17 protein-coding genes are annotated in these 16,511 nt (G+C 63.9%); 9 read left to right on the top strand and 8 right to left on the bottom strand.

Features of this window, described 5'->3' with window-relative positions:
• Nucleotides 1-32 precede the first annotated feature (32 nt).
• On the bottom strand, nt 33-1,205 hold the full coding sequence (locus K678_RS04230) for an isovaleryl-CoA dehydrogenase (RefSeq protein WP_021131221.1): 1,173 nt from the start codon (nt 1,203-1,205) through the stop codon (nt 33-35).
• A 284-nt stretch (nt 1,206-1,489) separates the two neighbouring features.
• On the opposite strand from K678_RS04230, the gene K678_RS04225 reads away from it, so the two are divergent.
• Together K678_RS04225 and K678_RS04220 are read left to right on the top strand one after the other, a co-directional pair.
• A complete protein-coding gene (locus tag K678_RS04225) occupies nt 1,490-2,083 on the top strand; it encodes a TetR/AcrR family transcriptional regulator (RefSeq protein WP_021131220.1) in 594 nt (197 codons plus the stop codon).
• Nucleotides 2,080-2,685, top strand: coding sequence for an acyltransferase (locus K678_RS04220; RefSeq protein WP_039852015.1), 606 nt, complete (start codon nt 2,080-2,082; stop codon nt 2,683-2,685). The genes K678_RS04225 and K678_RS04220 overlap by 4 nt, the downstream gene beginning before the upstream one ends.
• Nucleotides 2,686-2,705: 20 nt before the next feature.
• On the opposite strand, the gene K678_RS04215 is transcribed toward K678_RS04220, so the two are convergent.
• The 6 genes from K678_RS04215 to K678_RS04190 all read right to left on the bottom strand — a co-directional run bounded on the left by K678_RS04215 (nt 2,706) and on the right by K678_RS04190 (nt 9,882).
• Nucleotides 2,706-5,321, bottom strand: a complete 2,616-nt coding sequence (locus K678_RS04215; RefSeq protein ID WP_021131218.1) for a bacteriohemerythrin — start codon at nt 5,319-5,321, stop codon at nt 2,706-2,708.
• A gap of 86 nt (nt 5,322-5,407) precedes the next feature.
• Nucleotides 5,408-6,112: an ABC transporter ATP-binding protein gene (locus K678_RS04210; protein ID WP_039852014.1), complete on the bottom strand. Its 705-nt coding sequence runs from the start codon at nt 6,110-6,112 to the stop codon at nt 5,408-5,410.
• 14 nt (nt 6,113-6,126) lie between these two features.
• Nucleotides 6,127-6,888 (bottom strand): ABC transporter ATP-binding protein, encoded by a 762-nt coding sequence (locus tag K678_RS04205; protein WP_021131216.1) that lies wholly within the window; start codon nt 6,886-6,888, stop codon nt 6,127-6,129.
• Complete coding sequence (locus K678_RS04200) at nt 6,885-7,832, bottom strand: branched-chain amino acid ABC transporter permease (protein ID WP_021131215.1); 948 nt, start codon at nt 7,830-7,832, stop codon at nt 6,885-6,887. Before K678_RS04200 ends, K678_RS04205 begins: the two co-directional genes overlap by 4 nt.
• 1 nt (nt 7,833) lies before the next feature.
• Nucleotides 7,834-8,709 carry a branched-chain amino acid ABC transporter permease gene (locus K678_RS04195; protein WP_021131214.1) on the bottom strand — a complete coding sequence of 292 codons (876 nt, stop codon included), beginning with the start codon at nt 8,707-8,709 and terminating at the stop codon, nt 7,834-7,836.
• A 12-nt stretch (nt 8,710-8,721) separates the two neighbouring features.
• Nucleotides 8,722-9,882 (bottom strand): ABC transporter substrate-binding protein, encoded by a 1,161-nt coding sequence (locus K678_RS04190; protein WP_021131213.1) that lies wholly within the window; start codon nt 9,880-9,882, stop codon nt 8,722-8,724.
• A gap of 301 nt (nt 9,883-10,183) precedes the next feature.
• Here K678_RS04190 and rpsF point away from each other — a divergent pair, with 301 nt between their 5' ends.
• From rpsF to K678_RS04155, 7 genes are all read left to right on the top strand, one after another.
• Entirely contained in the window at nt 10,184-10,612 is a 429-nt protein-coding gene (rpsF, locus tag K678_RS04185) for a 30S ribosomal protein S6 (protein WP_021131212.1), read from the top strand.
• Nucleotides 10,612-10,887: a 30S ribosomal protein S18 gene (gene rpsR / locus K678_RS04180; RefSeq protein ID WP_002728119.1), complete on the top strand. Its 276-nt coding sequence runs from the start codon at nt 10,612-10,614 to the stop codon at nt 10,885-10,887. The genes rpsF and rpsR overlap by 1 nt, the downstream gene beginning before the upstream one ends.
• Nucleotides 10,888-10,975: 88 nt before the next feature.
• Nucleotides 10,976-11,884 (top strand): DUF2232 domain-containing protein, encoded by a 909-nt coding sequence (locus K678_RS04175; RefSeq protein ID WP_021131211.1) that lies wholly within the window; start codon nt 10,976-10,978, stop codon nt 11,882-11,884.
• 1 nt (nt 11,885) lies between these two features.
• Nucleotides 11,886-12,443, top strand: coding sequence for a 50S ribosomal protein L9 (gene rplI, locus K678_RS04170; protein ID WP_021131210.1), 558 nt, complete (start codon nt 11,886-11,888; stop codon nt 12,441-12,443).
• A gap of 129 nt (nt 12,444-12,572) precedes the next feature.
• Nucleotides 12,573-13,127, top strand: coding sequence for a dCTP deaminase (dcd, locus tag K678_RS04165; RefSeq protein ID WP_021131209.1), 555 nt, complete (start codon nt 12,573-12,575; stop codon nt 13,125-13,127).
• 5 nt (nt 13,128-13,132) lie between these two features.
• The gene (locus K678_RS04160) at nt 13,133-14,662 is read left to right on the top strand and encodes a bifunctional aminoglycoside phosphotransferase/ATP-binding protein (protein ID WP_021131208.1); all 1,530 of its coding nucleotides are present in this window, start codon (nt 13,133-13,135) and stop codon (nt 14,660-14,662) included.
• An 83-nt stretch (nt 14,663-14,745) separates the two neighbouring features.
• Nucleotides 14,746-15,615 (top strand): universal stress protein, encoded by an 870-nt coding sequence (locus K678_RS04155; protein ID WP_021131207.1) that lies wholly within the window; start codon nt 14,746-14,748, stop codon nt 15,613-15,615.
• A gap of 111 nt (nt 15,616-15,726) precedes the next feature.
• Here the strand turns inward: K678_RS04155 and K678_RS04150 are convergent, their stop codons facing one another.
• Nucleotides 15,727-16,257, bottom strand: coding sequence for a hemerythrin domain-containing protein (locus K678_RS04150; RefSeq protein ID WP_039852012.1), 531 nt, complete (start codon nt 16,255-16,257; stop codon nt 15,727-15,729).
• Between the last annotated feature and the right edge of the window lie 254 nt (nt 16,258-16,511).

Genomic DNA, 16,511 nt, shown 5'->3' with positions numbered 1-16,511 from the left:
GTTCCTTCGCGTCCGGGGACGTCCTGTCGCGGTCAGGCGGTTTGCTTGAACAATTCGCGGCCGATCAGCATCCGGCGGATTTCGCTGGTCCCGGCCCCGATTTCGTACAGCTTGGCGTCGCGGAGCAGCCGCCCGGCGGGGAACTCGTTGATGTAGCCGTTGCCGCCCAGGATCTGAATCGCCTCCAGCGCCGAGCGGGTCGCCCGTTCGGCGGCATACAGGATCGCGCCAGCGGCATCCTGGCGGCTGGTCCGTCCGGCGTCACACGCCCGCGCCACCGCATAGACATAGGCGCGGGACGCGTTCATCTCGGTATACATGTCGGCGATCTTGGCCTGGATCAGCTGGAACTCGCCGATCGGCTGGCCGAATTGCTGACGGTCGTGGATGTAGGGCAGCACCAGATCAAGCGCCGCCTGCATGATCCCCAGCGGACCGGCGGCCAGCACCGCCCGTTCGTAATCCAGCCCGCTCATCAGCACCTTTACCCCCTCATTGAGGGAGCCCAGGATGTTTTCGGCCGGAACCTCGCATTCCTCGAACAGCAATTCCGAGGTCGGCGAGCCGCGCATCCCCAGCTTGTCGAGCTTCTGAGCCGGGCGGAACCCCTTGAACCCCTTCTCGATCAGAAAGGCGGTGATGCCGCGCGGTCCGGCGGCGGGATCGGTCTTGGCATAGACCACCAGGGTATCGGCGTAATGGCCGTTGGTGATCCACATCTTGCTGCCGTTCAGAACGAAGCGGTCGCCGCGCCGCTCCGCCCGCAGACGCATTCCGACCACATCCGAGCCCGCGCCGACCTCGCTCATCGCCAGGGCGCCGACATGTTCGCCCGACACCAGCCGGGGCAGATAGGTCTGCTTCTGCTGCTGGGTGCCCCAGCGGTGGATTTGGTTGATACAGAGATTGGAATGGGCACCGTAGGACAGCCCGACCGAGGCCGAGGCGCGGCTGACCTCTTCCATCGCGACGCAATGGGCGAGATAACCCATCTGCGACCCGCCATATTCCTCGGCGACGGTGACGCCATGAAGGCCGAGCGCCCCCATCTCGGGCCACAGATCGCGGGGGAAGTCGTCGCTGCGGTCGATTTCGGCCGCGCGCGGGGCAATCCGCTCATCGGCGAATGCCCGCACGCTGTCGCGCAACATGTCGATATCCGACCCCAGGCCGAAATCGAATACGGCGGAATGGTCCTGCGCCATCAAAGCCTCCCTGCTCTGTATCGTATCGGGCGTTTGGGCCGGAGAACCGGGCCACTGCCTCTGTTAAAAACGATCATACGTTTTTTTAATTGCCGCGCAAGGCTTACTTGCAGCACTATCGGATGGCGACGACCGATCCGATCAGAGCGGGAGTCCCGGTGATGATCCGGGGCAAAAGGATTGGAATCGTCCAGGGCTGCCCCGTACCGTGCCACGGCGAACGGGCATTGACGCGAACGGAACAAACGATGGCGCGAACGGCGGGATCACACGGTCCAAAGACGATGGAGGCAATCAGCCAGGCCGGGTTGCGGCTGATCTACGAGAAAGGCTACGAGGCGATGAGCCTGCGCCACCTCGCGACCGAGGTCGGGCTTCAGGTCGGATCGCTCTACAACCACATCAGCACCAAGCAGGATCTGCTGTTCGGGCTGTTGCGCAAGCATATGGAAGACCTGCTTTCCAGCCTGGACGAGGCGCTGGCCCCGGCCGGAGACGCGCACCAGAAATTGCAGACCTTCGCCGCCTTCCACGTCAGCTATCACATCGCCCGCAAGCGCGAGGTGTTCATCTGCTATTCCGAACTGCGCAGCCTTGATCCCGAGAATTACGACATCATCGTCGCGATGCGACGCGCCTATGAACAGCGGCTGATCACGATCCTGGAAGACGGGCTGGCCGAGGGCCGGTTCAGCGTCGCCGATCCCCAGGTCGCGGCCTATGGCATCCTGGCGATGCTGACCGGGGTGTGCACTTGGTTCCGGCCCGACGGACGGCTTGGCGCCGATGATGTGGTGACGCTTTACACCGGCATGGTGCTGGACGCGGTGGGGGACAAGACGCCCCGGCCGCCCTCCTCCAACCCCGAGGGTTCATGATGAGTCTGACCGTGTATGCCATCGATGGAATCGTCCCCGTCGTCGATCCCACCGCCTTCGTTCACCCCAGCGCGGTTCTGATCGGCGACGTGGTGGTCGGGCCGGGCTGCTATATCGGGCCGCTGGCCTCACTGCGCGGCGATTTCGGGGCGATCCGGATCGGTGCGGGCGCCAATGTCCAGGATTGCTGCGTGCTGCACGCCTTCCCCCGCGAAGAGGTGGTGATCGACACCGACGGCCATATCGGCCATGGCGCGATTCTCCATGGCTGCCGGATTGGCCGTAACGCCCTGGTCGGGATGAACGCGGTGCTGATGGACGGGGTGACGATCGGCGAGAACAGCATCGTCGCCGCCCAATCCTTCGTCAAAGCCGGGGAAACGATCCCGCCCGGCAGTCTGGCCGCCGGAACCCCGGCCCGGGTGCTGCGCCCCGTCACCGAGGACGAGATCGCCTGGAAATCGGCCGGAACCGCCGAATATCAGCGACTGACCCGGCGCTGTCATGCCTCGCTGGTCGCCTGCGCCCCGCTGGCGGCGGTCGAACCCAACCGGGGCAGCGTCGATTGCGGGCCGCTGCAACCGTTGCACCAGACCCGGTAAGCCCGGTCGGACGAAGGGGGTTAATAGACCCCCTTCGAATTGAGGAAGCTGGCGGCGCGGCGATCCTCGGACAGGGTGTGCGAGACGATCCAATCCTGGAGGAAGGTCAAGATTTCGACCGTCTTGTAGCCATCGCCCGCCGCGACGATGGCGCGGATGTCGCCCAATTGCTGAAGCAGGCGTTCGTGCTGGGCGCGGTGGAGCCTCGTATCGCCGTATTTATAGCGGACCATCAACGTCTCTTCCTCGCCGAAATGGAAGCGGGCGTAATCCAGCAACAGCCCCAGCGAATCCGCGACATCGGCGGAAGAACAGCCCCGATCCATCTGGTCCAGCACGGAATTGCTGATCTCGAACAGGCGGCGATGATGGCTGTCGATCCGCTGCACCCCGACTGAATATTCGTCGTTCCAGCGGATCAGCACCCGGGCGTGCTCGCCCGCCTCCAGCATCGCCCGCAGCCGCTTGGTGGTGGCTTCGAACAGCTTCCAGCGCACCGACGGGATGTCACGCAACGCTTCGGCCGGAACCAGAAAGACCTCGCACGGGTCGATCGCGCGGACCCGCAACAAGCTGGGCGTTTCGAACACCGCCGCTTCCTCGCCGAAATAATCGCCGACCCGAAGCGTCTCGAACATATGGTCGCCGAGATAGCGCCCGGCGGTGCCGCTCTTGATCATCCCGACCATGCCGGGGCCGGGATCGATCACCTGTTCCCCCGCGACCAGGATTTTGGTCATCGCCTGGGCGATCCCGTTCAACGACCGCGATGACACCACTTCGCCGAACAGCGCGGTGCGCAACAGGAATTCGCGATGCTCCTGAACCCGCGACAGGTCGGGGAAGACATCGTTGCGGCGGACGAACTCGCTATAAAGCGAGCAGGGAATCGCCAGGGTCTGGACAAAGCTGGTGGCGCGGTAGGTCTCGGACGCCAACGCACCGAACAGCCCCGACAATTCGCCGATCAACGCCCCGGCCGACAGCACGCTACGGGTTTCCAGTTCGATCGGGATCATCTCGACGCTGCCCGACAGCACCAGATAGATATAGTCGTTGACGGTGCGTTCCTTGATCAGGATCGTCCCCGGATTGAACGTCACCACCCTGTTGTTCAGCAGCACCCGAATCTGGTGGCGGGGGATGCCGGGGAAATAGGAATCCAGCGCTTCGTAAGCGAACGGCCAGATGAAATCGTGGTTGGACGGGATCAGCACATCGACGGTGCCGAACGACGCGGTTGACCCGATCGCCTTCTGGGCGCGGGTATTGCGGTGCGAGGTATGGGCCAGGATGATCTTGCCCGAGCGATCATCGCGGAAATCGTAGGCGTCGCCATGGATCATCCCACCGCCGACATCGATCTTTTTGACGTTGGCGGGCTTGGCATATTCGGCGGCGATCCGGTCGTACATCGCCTGATCGATCCCGGGGGCGGCGGGATCGTCTGTAACAAAGCCGCGCAGCACCGACAGGCGGCAGATATCGGCCAGATGGGAATAGGTACGGTAGCCTCCTTCCCACATCGCCCGGAAATGCATGATCGTCGTCTCGACCGGATGGGGCGAGAACACCGGCATCACCTCCAGCCCGTCGATCAGATTCCACGCGCCCTCGACCAGCGGGCAAACATCGAAATAATCGCCGAACGCCTCTTCCTCGATGCACAACAGCGCGGCAACCTTCTTCGCCACCGCCGCCCGCACCAAGGGCGTCGCGTAATATTTCAGCTTGTGGTCCGAGCGGATCAGCGTGGTCAGACCGGCGAAATGGTCATCATGGGAATGGGTGTGGAAAATCCCCTCGATCTCATTGACGCCGATCCCCAGCGCGTTCAGCGAATAAAGGATGTTGGGACCGGCATCGACCAGGAAGATCCGGCCCTGGAACATCACGATCGAGGCCATGCTGGGGCGGTTGATGTCCCAGCCGTCGCCCTCGCCGGAATGGATGACGGCGAAATATTCACGCCGCAACTGGTGATAGCCCAGCGGATAGGGCGGCTCGTAGGTCTCGAACGGCGGCAGGTTGAGATCGACCACCGCCGTCTCGCCCTCATAGGAAAACTGAAAGACGTTGAACAGCATCCGCCGCACCGTGACGCCGTTTCTGATCTCGACCGGCTCGGTATCGACGATCCGGGTATCGAGCAGATCGGCGGGATGACGAATCTGGCCAAACGCGAATTTCAGCTTCATCCGCATCATGGCTTGGGCGGTGGCCGGGTCGATCCCGGCCTCGACGATTTCGTCCTCGCTGACCAGCCCGTAATTGCCGCGATAGATGTACTGCATCTGCGCCTGAACCTGATCGGCGCTGCCCAGCAGCAACGGCTTGACCCCGGTATTGCCGGGATGGTCGGGCAGAATCATTCCCTGGCGATACAGCATCTGCAACACCGGGAACTCGGCCAGATTGGAAAAGCTGCCGTTCTGCACCATCGCATCGGACAGCAAGATCGCGTTGGGGCCGGTTTCGAAGGGAACGCCGTTCATCTCGGTCGAGACGATCAGGCCGCGCTTCATCAGATGTTTGACGACATCGGCGGGACAGCCGCACAGCACGCACAGACCCGCCTGGGGCACCTCGACCCACCAGACGCCGGTGGTAACTTCGATCTTACGCAATAACGGCATCCCATCCTCCCCGTCCCTTAAGTCCTATATAACACGGAGGATGAGCGGGGCCACCTCCCCGTAAAGGGAGGAAAAAGGATAGGTTTTCACAGCCCCAGATAAGCTTCGCGCACCCGTTCGTCGGCAAGAAGCCGGTCGCCCCGGTCGGCCAGAACCACCGATCCCGTCTCCAGCACATAGCCGCGGTCGGCGACCTTCAGCGCGGCATGGGCGTTCTGCTCGACCAGAAAGATCGTCGTTCCCGCCGCCTTCAGGCTTTGGATGATCGCGAAAATCTCCGCCACCAGCAACGGGGCCAACCCCATGCTCGGTTCGTCGAGCAGCAGCAGCCGGGGGGCCGACATCAAGGCGCGGGCAATCGCCAGCATCTGTTGCTGCCCGCCCGACAAGGTGCCCGCCGCCTCGCGCCGCTTTTGCCGCAGGATCGGAAACAGAGTGTACATCCGCTCGATATCGTCGGCGATCCCCGGGCCATGGCGGCGATAGGCCCCCAGCCGCAGATTGTCTTCGACCGACATTGGCCCGAATACCTGACGCCCCTCGGGCGACTGGCCGATCCCCAGCCCGACCCGGCGTTCCGGCGGTAGGCGGGTGATGTCGGTGCCGTCAAAACGGATCGTGCCGCCGCTGACCGGCTGCACCCCGGACAGACAGCGGAGCAGCGTCGTCTTGCCCGCGCCGTTGGCTCCGACCAGGGCGACCAACTCGCCCTCGGCGATCTCGATATCGATCCCTTTCAGGGCGGGAATGCGGCCGTAATGGCTGGAGAGGCCCGAGAGTTCGAGCAACATCGATCGTCCCTCCCTTATGCCTGAACGCCAAGATAGGCGGCGATCACCTCGGGATTGGCCCGAACCTCGGCCGGACTGCCCTCGGCCAGCTTGCGCCCGTAATCAAGGGCGAGAATGTGGTCGGAAATCCCCATCACCATCTTCATGTCGTGTTCGACCAGCACCACGGTAACGCCCGAGGCGGCAATCCGCTTGATCACCGCGTCGATCTCGCGGCTTTCGGTCGCGTTCAGCCCCGCCGCCGGTTCGTCGAGCAGCAGCAGCCGGGGCCGCGCCGCGAGCGCGCGGGCGATCTCGAGCCGCTTCAGCGCGCCATAGGGCAATTGCGACGCCTCGGCCTCGAGATAGCGCGACAGGCCGACGAACTCCATCAGACCGACGCAAAAATCACGGGCCTCGCGGTCGCGGCGGCGAAGCGACGGCAGGGTCAGCAGCGAGGGCAGCAGGCGGCGGTCGAGATGAAGGTGATGGCCGACCATCACGTTCTCAAGCGCGGTCATGTTGAAGAAGATTTGCAGGTTCTGGAAGGTGCGGCTCATCCCCAGCGCCGCCAGTTCGGACGGCTTGCACCCGGTGACCGGCTTGTCCTGGAACAGCACCCGCCCGGCGCTAGGGGTGTAAACTCCGGTCATCAGATTGAACAGGGTGGTCTTGCCCGCCCCGTTGGGGCCGATGATCGAAAAAATGGTGCCGGGATCGACGGAAAAGCTCAGATCCTCGATCGCGTGAATACCGCCGAATTCCTTCGACAGGCTTTCGATTCGCAACAGGCTCATCGCGCCCCCCTCCCCCGGCGGATCAACCCGATCAGACTGGGCAGCAACCCCTTGGGCAGAAAGATCATCGTCCCCATCATGATCGCACCCAGGATCATCGCCTCGTATTGCTCGAAGCTGGCCAGCACCTGGGGCAGCAGGGTCAGGATTACCGCGCCCACCAGCGCGCCGAAGGTCGAGGCCATCCCCCCCAACACCACCATCGTCACCAGTTCGACCGAGTGGAAGAAGCTGCCGATATCCGGGGTGATGAAGCCGTTCTTGTGGGCGAACAGGCTGCCCGCCACCGAGGCGAACATCGCCGAGATCACGAACACCAGGACCTTGGTGCCAGACGAATCGATCCCGGCCGCCTCGGCACCCGCTTCCGATCCGTGCACCGCCCGCAAGGCGCGCCCCAGCGGCGAATCGATCAGGTTCAGCGACAGCCACACCGACAGCAGAAGCACGCCCCCCGCAACCCAATACCAGTCCCGCTCACCCGAGACGGTGAGGCCGAACACAGTGAAATCGCCCAGCGACAGACCGTCAGGCCCGCCGGTCAGACCGGATTCGGTCTTCAACACGATATGGATGATGATGCCGATCCCCAGCGTCGCCATTGCCAGGTAATGGCCTTTCAGCCGCAGGATCGGCCGTCCCAGCACAAAGGCGGCCAGCCCGACCCCGGCCGCCGACAAAGCCAGCGCCGCCAGTGGGGCCAGCTCGAAGCGGCTGGTCAGGATCGCCGAGCCATAGGCCCCCAGCGCGAAGAACCCGGCATGACCCAGACTGATCTGGCCGCCATAGCCGATCAGCAGGTTAAGGCCGATACAGACGATGGCGCTGAACATCGCATTGACGGCGACATCGTAGAAATAGCCGTTGCCCAGCCCGAACGGGACCAGGGCAATGATTGCGGCGAGGAGGAGAAGCCCGCCGGTGCGGGCGCGAAACAGGGTCATGTCAGACTCGATCGGTGCCGCGTCGCCCGAACAGGCCACTCGGCATGAAGAACAACACGAACAGGATGATGATGAAGGCGATCGCGTCCTTGTACGCCGAGGACAGATAACCCGAGGCCAGCGCCTCGACCAGACCGACGATCAGACCGCCGACAATCGCGCCAAGCCCGCTGCCCAGACCGCCCAGTACGGCGGCGCTGAAGCCTTTCAGCCCCAGCATGATGCCGGATTCGTAGCTGGTGAAGGTGATCGGGGTGACCACCACCCCCGCCACCGCCCCCAGCAGGGCCGACAGGGCAAAGCTGGCCAGCAGCACCCGCTTGACCCCGATCCCGACCAGTTGCGCCGCCAGCCGGTTGTATGAGGTCGCCAGCATCGCCTTGCCGAACAAAGTGCGATTGAAGAACCACCACAGCAGCGCGATCGCCAGCGCCGAGGAGCCGATCACCCACAGGCTTTGCGGCATCAGGGTCGCGCCGCCCAGGCTCAGCGGCACCTCGCCGGAAAAGGCGGGCAGAGAATGAAATTCCTTGTCCCAGATCACCTGGGCCGCCCCGCGCAGAAAGATCGAGGCGCCAATCGTGATGATGACGATCGTAACAACATCGGCATCGCGGGCCGGTTCGATCGCAAAGCGCTCCAGCGCCATTCCCACCACCATCGCCACCACCAGGGCCAGCGCCACCGCCAGCCACAACGGCGTTCCCGCCGCGACCAGCGACGCGGTGGTCATCCCGCCGATCATGATGAACTCGCCCTGGGCGAAATTGATGACATTGCTGGCGTTATAGATGATGGCGAAGCCCAACCCGGCCAGAGCGTAAATCGCCCCGGAGGTCAGGCCCGAAAACAGGTATTGCAGGAATTCGGCGAACATTCTTTCCCCAGCTCAGTCAAGCAGGACCCAGTCGCCCTTGCGGACTTCCACCATATGAAACGCCGAGGGCGAAAGACCCATATGATCGGTCGGCGACATCGACACCATCCCGGCGGTGCCGACATAGCCCGAGGTCTTTTCGATTTCGTCGCGGAGCTTGGCCTTGTCGGTGCCCCCGGCGCGATTGATCGCGGCCAGCACGATCTGAAGCGCGTCATAAGAGTGACCGGCGAAGGTCGAGACCTCGGACTTGAAGGCCTTTTCGTACTCGGCCCGGAACGCGGTGACCACCGGCTTTTGCGGATCGGTGGCGGGAAGCTGGGTGGCGACGACCAGACCGGCGGCGGGCAGGCGCACCCCTTCGGCGGCATCGCCCGCCAGACGGATATACTCTTTCGAGGCGACGCCGTGCGACTGATACAGCGGCACGGCAATCCCCAACTGGCGGTAATTGCGGGTGACGATCGCCGGTCCCTGGCCCGCGCCGAAATTGAACACCGCCTGAATGCCGGGACTGTTCTTGATCTTGGTCAGCTGGGCGGTGACGTCGGGATCCTTGGCGGAATAAACCTCGTCGGCAACGATCTCGATTCCGTTCTCGCGGGCGACCGCAACGGTTTGATCGTGGCCGGACTTGCCGAACCCGGCATCCTCGGAGATCAGCGCGATCTTGGCGATGCCCCGCTTCTTCATATCGAGGATAACCTTTTCCGCCGCCATCCGATCAGTGTGCGGCACCTTGAACACCCACGGCTTGACCGGATCGACGATCGGAATCCCCGCCGCCAGCGAGATCAGCGGCACCTTGGCCCGCTCGGCCATCGGGACCGCCGCCATCGTCGTCCCGGTGGTGGTGCCGCCGATCAGCACATCAACCTTGTCGCTGTCGGCGAGACGCTTGGCAAAGGTCGCCGCCTTCTCCCCCGCGCCGCCATCGTCATAGATGACCAGTTCGATCCGGCGGCCCAGCACGCCACCATCGCGATTGGCGCGCTCGACATAGAGTTCAAGCGCCTTTTTTTCCGGCTCGCCCAGGAACGAGGCCGGGCCGGTCACCGACAGGAACGACCCGATCCGGATCGGATCGGCGGCCAGCGCCGCTCCCGCAGCCAGACAGGCCCAGACCGTCCCCACCCCAAACAGAAACGCCCGCCGCCGCACGAGACACCCCATCCCCGCCCCCTTCGCCGTACCGATCACGCGGGAACGCCCCCGCCACTCCGTTATCTAGCGGGGGAAGCAGGCAAAGGGCAACGCCTTCCGCCACCCGATCCCCGCCGAATCCGGTCGGAGACAGCCCCGCACCCGGCATCCGCCCGATGCGGCGGGACCACGGCTACTCCGGCCTTGCATCGTGGGGGCGGTCGTGTATATTCGCGCGCTTCAACCCTTGCCGACCCCCAACCGGGGAGCCGGCTATGCTCGTTCGCCCATTGGGGGCGAAGGGGAAGAGAAAAGCCAAAAGGGGTTTTTCATGCCTTTGTACGAAAGCGTGTTCATCGCGCGTCAGGACATTTCCGCCCCGCAGGTGGAAGCCCTGACCGAAGAACTCTCCAACATCATTGTCCAGGGTGGCGGCACCGTCTCCAAGAAGGAATTCTGGGGCCTGCGCAACATCACCTATCGGGTCAAGAAGAACCGTAAGGGCCATTACGTCCTTCTCAACATCGACGCTCCGTCGGCCGCCGTCAAAGAGATGGAACGGCAGATGTCGATCAACGAAGACGTTCTCCGCACCCTGACCGTCCGCGTCGAGGAGCTGGAAGAAGGCCCGTCGGCGATGATGCAGTCCAAGAACAGCCGCGATGACCGCCCGCGTCGGGGCGACGGCGAGGACCGCTCGCGCAGCGACCGTCCGCGTCGCGACGACCGTGAACCCCGCCGGATCGAAGGAGGCGAGTGATGTCCGAAGACAAGACCCAGGAACGCCCGCGTCCCGCCGCCGGCAGCCAGCCGCGCCGTCCGTTCTTCCGCCGCCGCAAGACCTGCCCGTTCTCGGGCGAGGGCGCGCCGAAGATCGATTACAAGGACGTGAAGCTCCTCCAGCGCTTCATCTCCGAACGCGGCAAGATCGTGCCGTCCCGCATCACCGCCGTGTCGGCGAAGAAGCAGCGTGAGCTGGCCCAGGCCATCAAGCGCGCCCGCTTCCTCGGCCTGCTGCCCTACGTGGTGAAGTGAGGCTGACGAGGATGCATCCGGGGCTGGCCAGAACGCTGTGAGAGAGGCGATCGGAATCGCGTTGGCGGCAGGTTTGCTGTCAACTTTGATGTTCGTCTCCCTTTCCGAAGGTCTGGCCATCGGTGTGCTGCTGACCTACCTCGCGCCGCTTCCGCTGATGATCGCGGGACTGGCGCGGGGACCGGCAACAGCCGGTCTGGCAGGTGCGGTGGCAACGGCCTCCGTCGCCGCAACGTCCGGGGGGATAGCCTCGCTTCCCTTTGGACTGGCGGTGGCGATACCGGCGGTGATCGTGGCCCGGCAGGCTTTGCTGTGGCGGACCACGCCTTCCGGTACAGTCGAATGGTATCCGCCCGGGCTGGTCCTGGGCTGGCTGACCGGCATGGCGATGGTTCTCATTCTGCTCGGAGCCGCTCTGGCTGCGGGACAAGCGGGAACCGACGTCGCGTCCGGCGGACTTCAGGAGTGGGTTACGGCCACCGTCGGCCGCTCCCTCGATCTGCTGACGCCGACGCTCGACGCCACCCAGCGCGAGCTGGTCGCCGGATGGTGGGTGCCGTTCTTTCCCGCCCTGGTCGGCGGGTCATGGCTGGTGATGACCCTGGTCAACGCCGTCCTGGCCCAGTCGATTCTGGCCCGGTCGGGACACAACCGCAGGCCGAACCCGGCCTATAGCCGCGAGATGGATCTCCCCACCTGGATCGGGGTGGTTCTGATGATCGCGGTGGCGGCCGGAATGGTGGTCGAGGGTGACCTTGGCTATCTCGGCCGCAGTATTGCGGTGGTGGCGCTGATTCCGTTTGCCCTGTCCGGGCTGGCGGCAGTGCATGGCTGGGCGGCTGGCCGACCCAATGCGAGGATGCTCCTCGTTGCGGTGTATGGGGTTCTGTTCCTGGTCTCGGCATGGGCCTTGTTGCTCGTGGCAGGCCTGGGACTGGTGAGGTTCGTGACGCGATTCCGCCCGACCGGCGACAGCGGCGGCGGAAAGGAGAAATAACATGGAAGTCATCCTGCTCGAACGCATCGAGAAGCTGGGCCAGATGGGCGACGTCGTCAACGTCAAGCCCGGCTTTGCCCGCAATTTTCTGCTGCCGCAGAAGAAGGCTTTGCGCGCCTCCAAGGCCAATCTGGTCTTCTTCGAAAAGCAGCGCGTCCAGCTTGAGGCCCTGAACCTCAAGCGTCGTGACGAAGCCCAGGCCGTCGCCGACAAGATGACCGGCCTCAGCGTCCTGATGGTTCGTCAGGCCGGTGAAAGCGGTCAGTTGTACGGTTCGGTCAGCGGCAAGGACGTCGCCGACGCGATCAAGGCTGCCGGCTACACCATCGAGCGCCGTCAGGTCAATCTCGACAACCCGATCAAGACCCTCGGCCGCTATGCCGTCCGCGTGTCGCTGCATCCGGAAGTCGCCGTGATCGTCACCATCAACGTCGCCCGCTCGCAGGAAGAAGCCGAGCGTGCCGCCGCTGCCGGTGCCGAGATCGAAGAGATCGAGGCCGAGGACGAGATCGAAGAGATCGTCGACGAGACCGTCGAGGACGACGAGATCGCCGGTTGATCCTTGGGGCGGTGACCCGCCCGGAGGAATGAAGGCGGCTGGACCTGATCGGGTTCGGCCGCCCTCTTGCCGTTTGACCGGGCGAATGTTATCGCTCTGCCGTACTTCGAAGGATAGGGAACGTCCGTCATGTCCGTGATGCCCGACAGCTGGATTCGAGAGCAGGCCAAAAGCGCCGGCATGATCGAACCCTTCACCGAAAAGCTTCAGCGCGACGGCGTGATCTCGTATGGCCTGTCGTCTTACGGCTATGACGCCCGGGTCAGCCGCGAATTCAAGATTTTCACCAACGTCAATTCGGCGATCGTCGATCCCAAGGACTTTTCGTCCGCCAGCTTCGTCGACCGCGACACCGACGTCTGCGTGATCCCGCCCAACAGCTTTGCGTTGGCCCGCACCGTCGAATATTTCCGCATTCCCCGCGATGTTCTGGTGATCTGCCTGGGCAAATCGACCTATGCCCGCTGCGGCATCATCGTCAATGTCACCCCGCTCGAACCCGAGTGGGAGGGTCATGTGACGCTGGAATTCTCCAACACCACCCCGCTTCCGGCGCGGATTTACGCCAATGAAGGCGCCTGCCAGTTCATCTTCCTGAAGGGTGATTCGGCGTGCGAGACCTCGTATGGCGACCGCTCGGGCAAGTATCAGGGCCAGCGCGGCGTCACCCTGCCCCGGCTCTAACCGCAATGGACGCCCCGTCGCAACAGGCGGCGATCGGCTTTCTCGCCGATCCGGCCAGTCATGGCGGCGAGGCAGTCGAGCGGATCGACACCCATATCTCCACCCTGTTCCTGGCAGGCGATCGCGTCTTCAAGCTGAAGAAAGCGGTGCGCCTGTCGTTCCTCGACTTTTCGACCCTGGTGGCGCGTCAAGCCGCCTGCGAGGCCGAGGTGACGATCAACCGCCGTACCGCGCCCGATCTCTATCTCGGGCTGATCGCGATCACCCGCGAGGCGGACGGAAGCCTTGCCTTCGACGGAGCCGGTCCGGTGGAGGAGTGGGTGGTGGCGATGCGCCGCTTCGACCAATCCACCCTGTTCGACCGCCTGTCCGACGCGGGCAGGCTTGATACCGATCTGATCGACGGCCTGACCGATGCGGTCGCCGCCTGTCACGCCGCCGCCCCGATCCGCTCGGACAAGGGAGGCCGGGACGGAATTGCCCGGGTGGTCGACAGCAACCGCGCCGCCTTGCTGGCCGCCTCTCCGGCGATCCTCGACCCGGCCGAGATCGAGGCGCTGGACAGCGCGACCCGGAATGCGCTGGAGCGGCTGTCGCCGTTGCTGGAGGCGCGGCGCGAAAGCGGACTGGTTCGCGCCTGTCACGGTGATCTTCATCTCGGCAATATCTGTCTGGTCGATGGCCGCCCCACCCTGTTCGACGCGATCGAGTTTTCCGAAGACTATTCCTGCATCGACCTGCTGTACGACCTCGCGTTCCTGCTGATGGACCTGGACCATCGCGGGCGGCGCGATCTGGCCTGTCGAGTGATGAACCGCACTCTCGACCGGACCGGGGATTATGACGGAATCGTCACCCTGCCCCTGTTCCTCTCCCTGCGAGCCGCCGTCCGCGCCCTGGTGCTGGGCACCGCCGCCGCCGCGAACGGGGATGACGCGGTGAGGGAGCGCCAGGGCGCCGAAGCGCGCCGCTACCTGACCGCCGCCCGCGCCTATCTGACCCCGCCGCCGCCGCGTCTGCTCGCGGTGGGGGGATTGTCCGGCAGCGGCAAGTCCCGGCTGGGCCGCGATCTCGCCCCGCTGCTCGGCGTGCCGGGCGCGGTGGTGGTGCGCAGCGATGCTATCCGCAAGCAATTGCAGGGCGTCGCCCCCGACCATCGGCTGGGGCCGGAGGGCTATGACGAGGCGGTGACCGAACGCACCTACCAGACGATGTACGAAACCTGCGCCCGCCTGCTGGCCGCCGGTCTGCCGGTAATCGCCGACGCGGTGTTCGCCCGGCCCGAGCAGCGCGCCGCGATCGAAGCGGTGGCCAGCGCCGCCGCCCTGCCCTTTGCCGGATTCTGGCTGGAGGTCGATCCCGACATCGCCGCCGCCCGGATTCTGGCCCGGCGCGCCGACGTCTCCGACGCAACGCCCGAGGTGCTGCGCCGCCAACTCGCCTATCCGACCGGGACGATCACCTGGACCCGGATCGACAGCGGCCAGGACAAGCCTGCCACCCTGGCCGCTGCCCGCGCCTCCCTCGGTTTGTAATACCACTCTTGCGGCGATGGCGAATTTGCATCGCTGCCGCTCCGGCGCATAATGCCCCCTCGACGATTATCGGGGAGGCTAAGATGTCCGCGTTCCGAAACATTCTGGTGCCCGTCGGCGATGCCGGGACCACAGCGGGAGTGCTCGACGCCGCGCTTGGCCTGGGGCAACGCTTTGGCAGCCATGTCACCGCGCTGCACGTCCGCACCGATCCGGCGCTGGCGGTGCCGCTGATCGGTGAAGGATTGTCGGCCGCGATGGTCGACGAGATGATCGCGCTGGCCGAAACCCAGGCGGCCAAGCGGGCCGAAACCGCCCGTCAGTCATTCGAAGAGGCTCGGGGGCGCTTTGAGACGCCGCTGGCGCAGACTCCGGTTCCCGGCCCGTCGGCGGAATGGATTGATCTGACCGGCCGTGAAGAGGACGAGGTGGTCCGGCGCGGCAGGCTGTCCGATCTGATCGTCTGCGGCCATCCCGCCGGTGACGAGGAAATCCCGGCGATGACGACGCTGAACGCGGCTCTGCTGACCGCTGGTCGCCCGCTGCTGCTGTGTCCGGCCCGGCCGCCGGTCCCGTTCGGGCGCAAGGTCGCGATCGCCTGGAACGGCAGCGCCGAAGCCAGCAGCGCCGTCGCCTGGGCGATGCCATTCCTGCGCGAGGCCGAGTCCGTCACCATCCTCACCGTCGCCGAGCACACCTATGGCGCGGTCGGGGCACCGGCGGGCGAACTGGCCGCCTATCTGGCCTGGAACGGGATCAATGCCACGACCCTGGTGTCACAGGCCCCGACCTCGCAGGCCGCTGCCGAATTGTTGCGCCAAGCCACCACCAGTGGCGCCGATCTGCTGGTGATGGGGGCCTATACCCATTCCCGCCTGCGCCAGTTGATCCTGGGCGGCGTAACGCGCCATGTGATCGACCGCGCCCCGATCCATTGCCTGATGTGCCATTAACCGAAACGAAAGGGCGGCCATCACGGCCGCCCCCATTCCCCACCGGTCAATGAATTCACCGGTTATATTGCCCCTCGGCAGAAGCGGGCGGATCTGCGCCTGTTGCCGGGATCATTCATGGGCAGAGCGGCCAATCGCCGAGGCCGTCAGCGTGGGGGTCATCGGCGCCTGCATACCGCCAGCTTTATACATCGCCATCAAACGGATTTTTTCGGCAGCCATCTTGTCGCCGAGCATATCCATATCGAGTCCGGCCTTGCGAGCCTGAGCGAACATTCCGTCGACGCGCTGCTCCTCTTCCTTGACGTGGTGGGCGATCTCTTCCGAAAGCACCTTGACCTTCGCGTCATAAAAGCTGTCGGACGGATTTCCCGCCTCGATCTCGGCGATCAGCACCTTGGCGGCATCATGCTCGACATATGCTTCCTTGAGCAAATCCTCCTCAACGGAACCTTCACAGGCCGGATAAAAAACATCTTCTTCAATTTTAGTGTGGAGCGTCAGCTCCATACATATCTGCAAAGCCAAGCCTTTTTTCTTGCTGTTGTCCTTGGATGATTCGAACTGTTCAAAGAGTGCCTCGACCTTGCGGTGATCGGCCTTGAGCAAGGAGACCGCATCTTTTAGGGATGACATGGACATGTCAAAACTCCTGATGATTAGAAGGACGACGCCAAATTGGTTCGATCGTTGCGCTAAAGAAAAAACCAGTTTGGACCGAACGAAAAAGCCCACTCAGGACTTTATCGACAGGTAACACCAAGCCATTCAGATCAAAAATGATCCGCTCATGACCTTAGTGATCGGTGATTTCATCTGCCTTATTAAGCCAAAGCGATGAGTTAAATAATTATAAGTTACAAAACTAAAAATACAGATTATTTTCAATAAAAATA

This window comes from Magnetospirillum fulvum MGU-K5, assembly GCF_000442515.1.
Classification (GTDB): domain Bacteria; phylum Pseudomonadota; class Alphaproteobacteria; order Rhodospirillales; family Magnetospirillaceae; genus Phaeospirillum; species Phaeospirillum fulvum_B.
Note: the sequence above shows the minus strand (reverse complement) of the source record. Positions and strands in the feature narration are given on the sequence as shown.

Coding starts and splice junctions, on each gene's coding strand:
- K678_RS04230 (WP_021131221.1), bottom strand. CDS start 1,205: ATGGCGCAGGACCATTCCGCCGTATTCGATTTCGGCCTGGGGTCGGAT.
- K678_RS04225 (WP_021131220.1), top strand. CDS start 1,490: ATGGAGGCAATCAGCCAGGCCGGGTTGCGGCTGATCTACGAGAAAGGC.
- K678_RS04220 (WP_039852015.1), top strand. CDS start 2,080: ATGATGAGTCTGACCGTGTATGCCATCGATGGAATCGTCCCCGTCGTC.
- K678_RS04215 (WP_021131218.1), bottom strand. CDS start 5,321: ATGCCGTTATTGCGTAAGATCGAAGTTACCACCGGCGTCTGGTGGGTC.
- K678_RS04210 (WP_039852014.1), bottom strand. CDS start 6,112: ATGTTGCTCGAACTCTCGGGCCTCTCCAGCCATTACGGCCGCATTCCC.
- K678_RS04205 (WP_021131216.1), bottom strand. CDS start 6,888: ATGAGCCTGTTGCGAATCGAAAGCCTGTCGAAGGAATTCGGCGGTATT.
- K678_RS04200 (WP_021131215.1), bottom strand. CDS start 7,832: ATGACCCTGTTTCGCGCCCGCACCGGCGGGCTTCTCCTCCTCGCCGCA.
- K678_RS04195 (WP_021131214.1), bottom strand. CDS start 8,709: ATGTTCGCCGAATTCCTGCAATACCTGTTTTCGGGCCTGACCTCCGGG.
- K678_RS04190 (WP_021131213.1), bottom strand. CDS start 9,882: ATGGGGTGTCTCGTGCGGCGGCGGGCGTTTCTGTTTGGGGTGGGGACG.
- rpsF (WP_021131212.1), top strand. CDS start 10,184: ATGCCTTTGTACGAAAGCGTGTTCATCGCGCGTCAGGACATTTCCGCC.
- rpsR (WP_002728119.1), top strand. CDS start 10,612: ATGTCCGAAGACAAGACCCAGGAACGCCCGCGTCCCGCCGCCGGCAGC.
- K678_RS04175 (WP_021131211.1), top strand. CDS start 10,976: ATGTTCGTCTCCCTTTCCGAAGGTCTGGCCATCGGTGTGCTGCTGACC.
- rplI (WP_021131210.1), top strand. CDS start 11,886: ATGGAAGTCATCCTGCTCGAACGCATCGAGAAGCTGGGCCAGATGGGC.
- dcd (WP_021131209.1), top strand. CDS start 12,573: ATGTCCGTGATGCCCGACAGCTGGATTCGAGAGCAGGCCAAAAGCGCC.
- K678_RS04160 (WP_021131208.1), top strand. CDS start 13,133: ATGGACGCCCCGTCGCAACAGGCGGCGATCGGCTTTCTCGCCGATCCG.
- K678_RS04155 (WP_021131207.1), top strand. CDS start 14,746: ATGTCCGCGTTCCGAAACATTCTGGTGCCCGTCGGCGATGCCGGGACC.
- K678_RS04150 (WP_039852012.1), bottom strand. CDS start 16,257: ATGTCCATGTCATCCCTAAAAGATGCGGTCTCCTTGCTCAAGGCCGAT.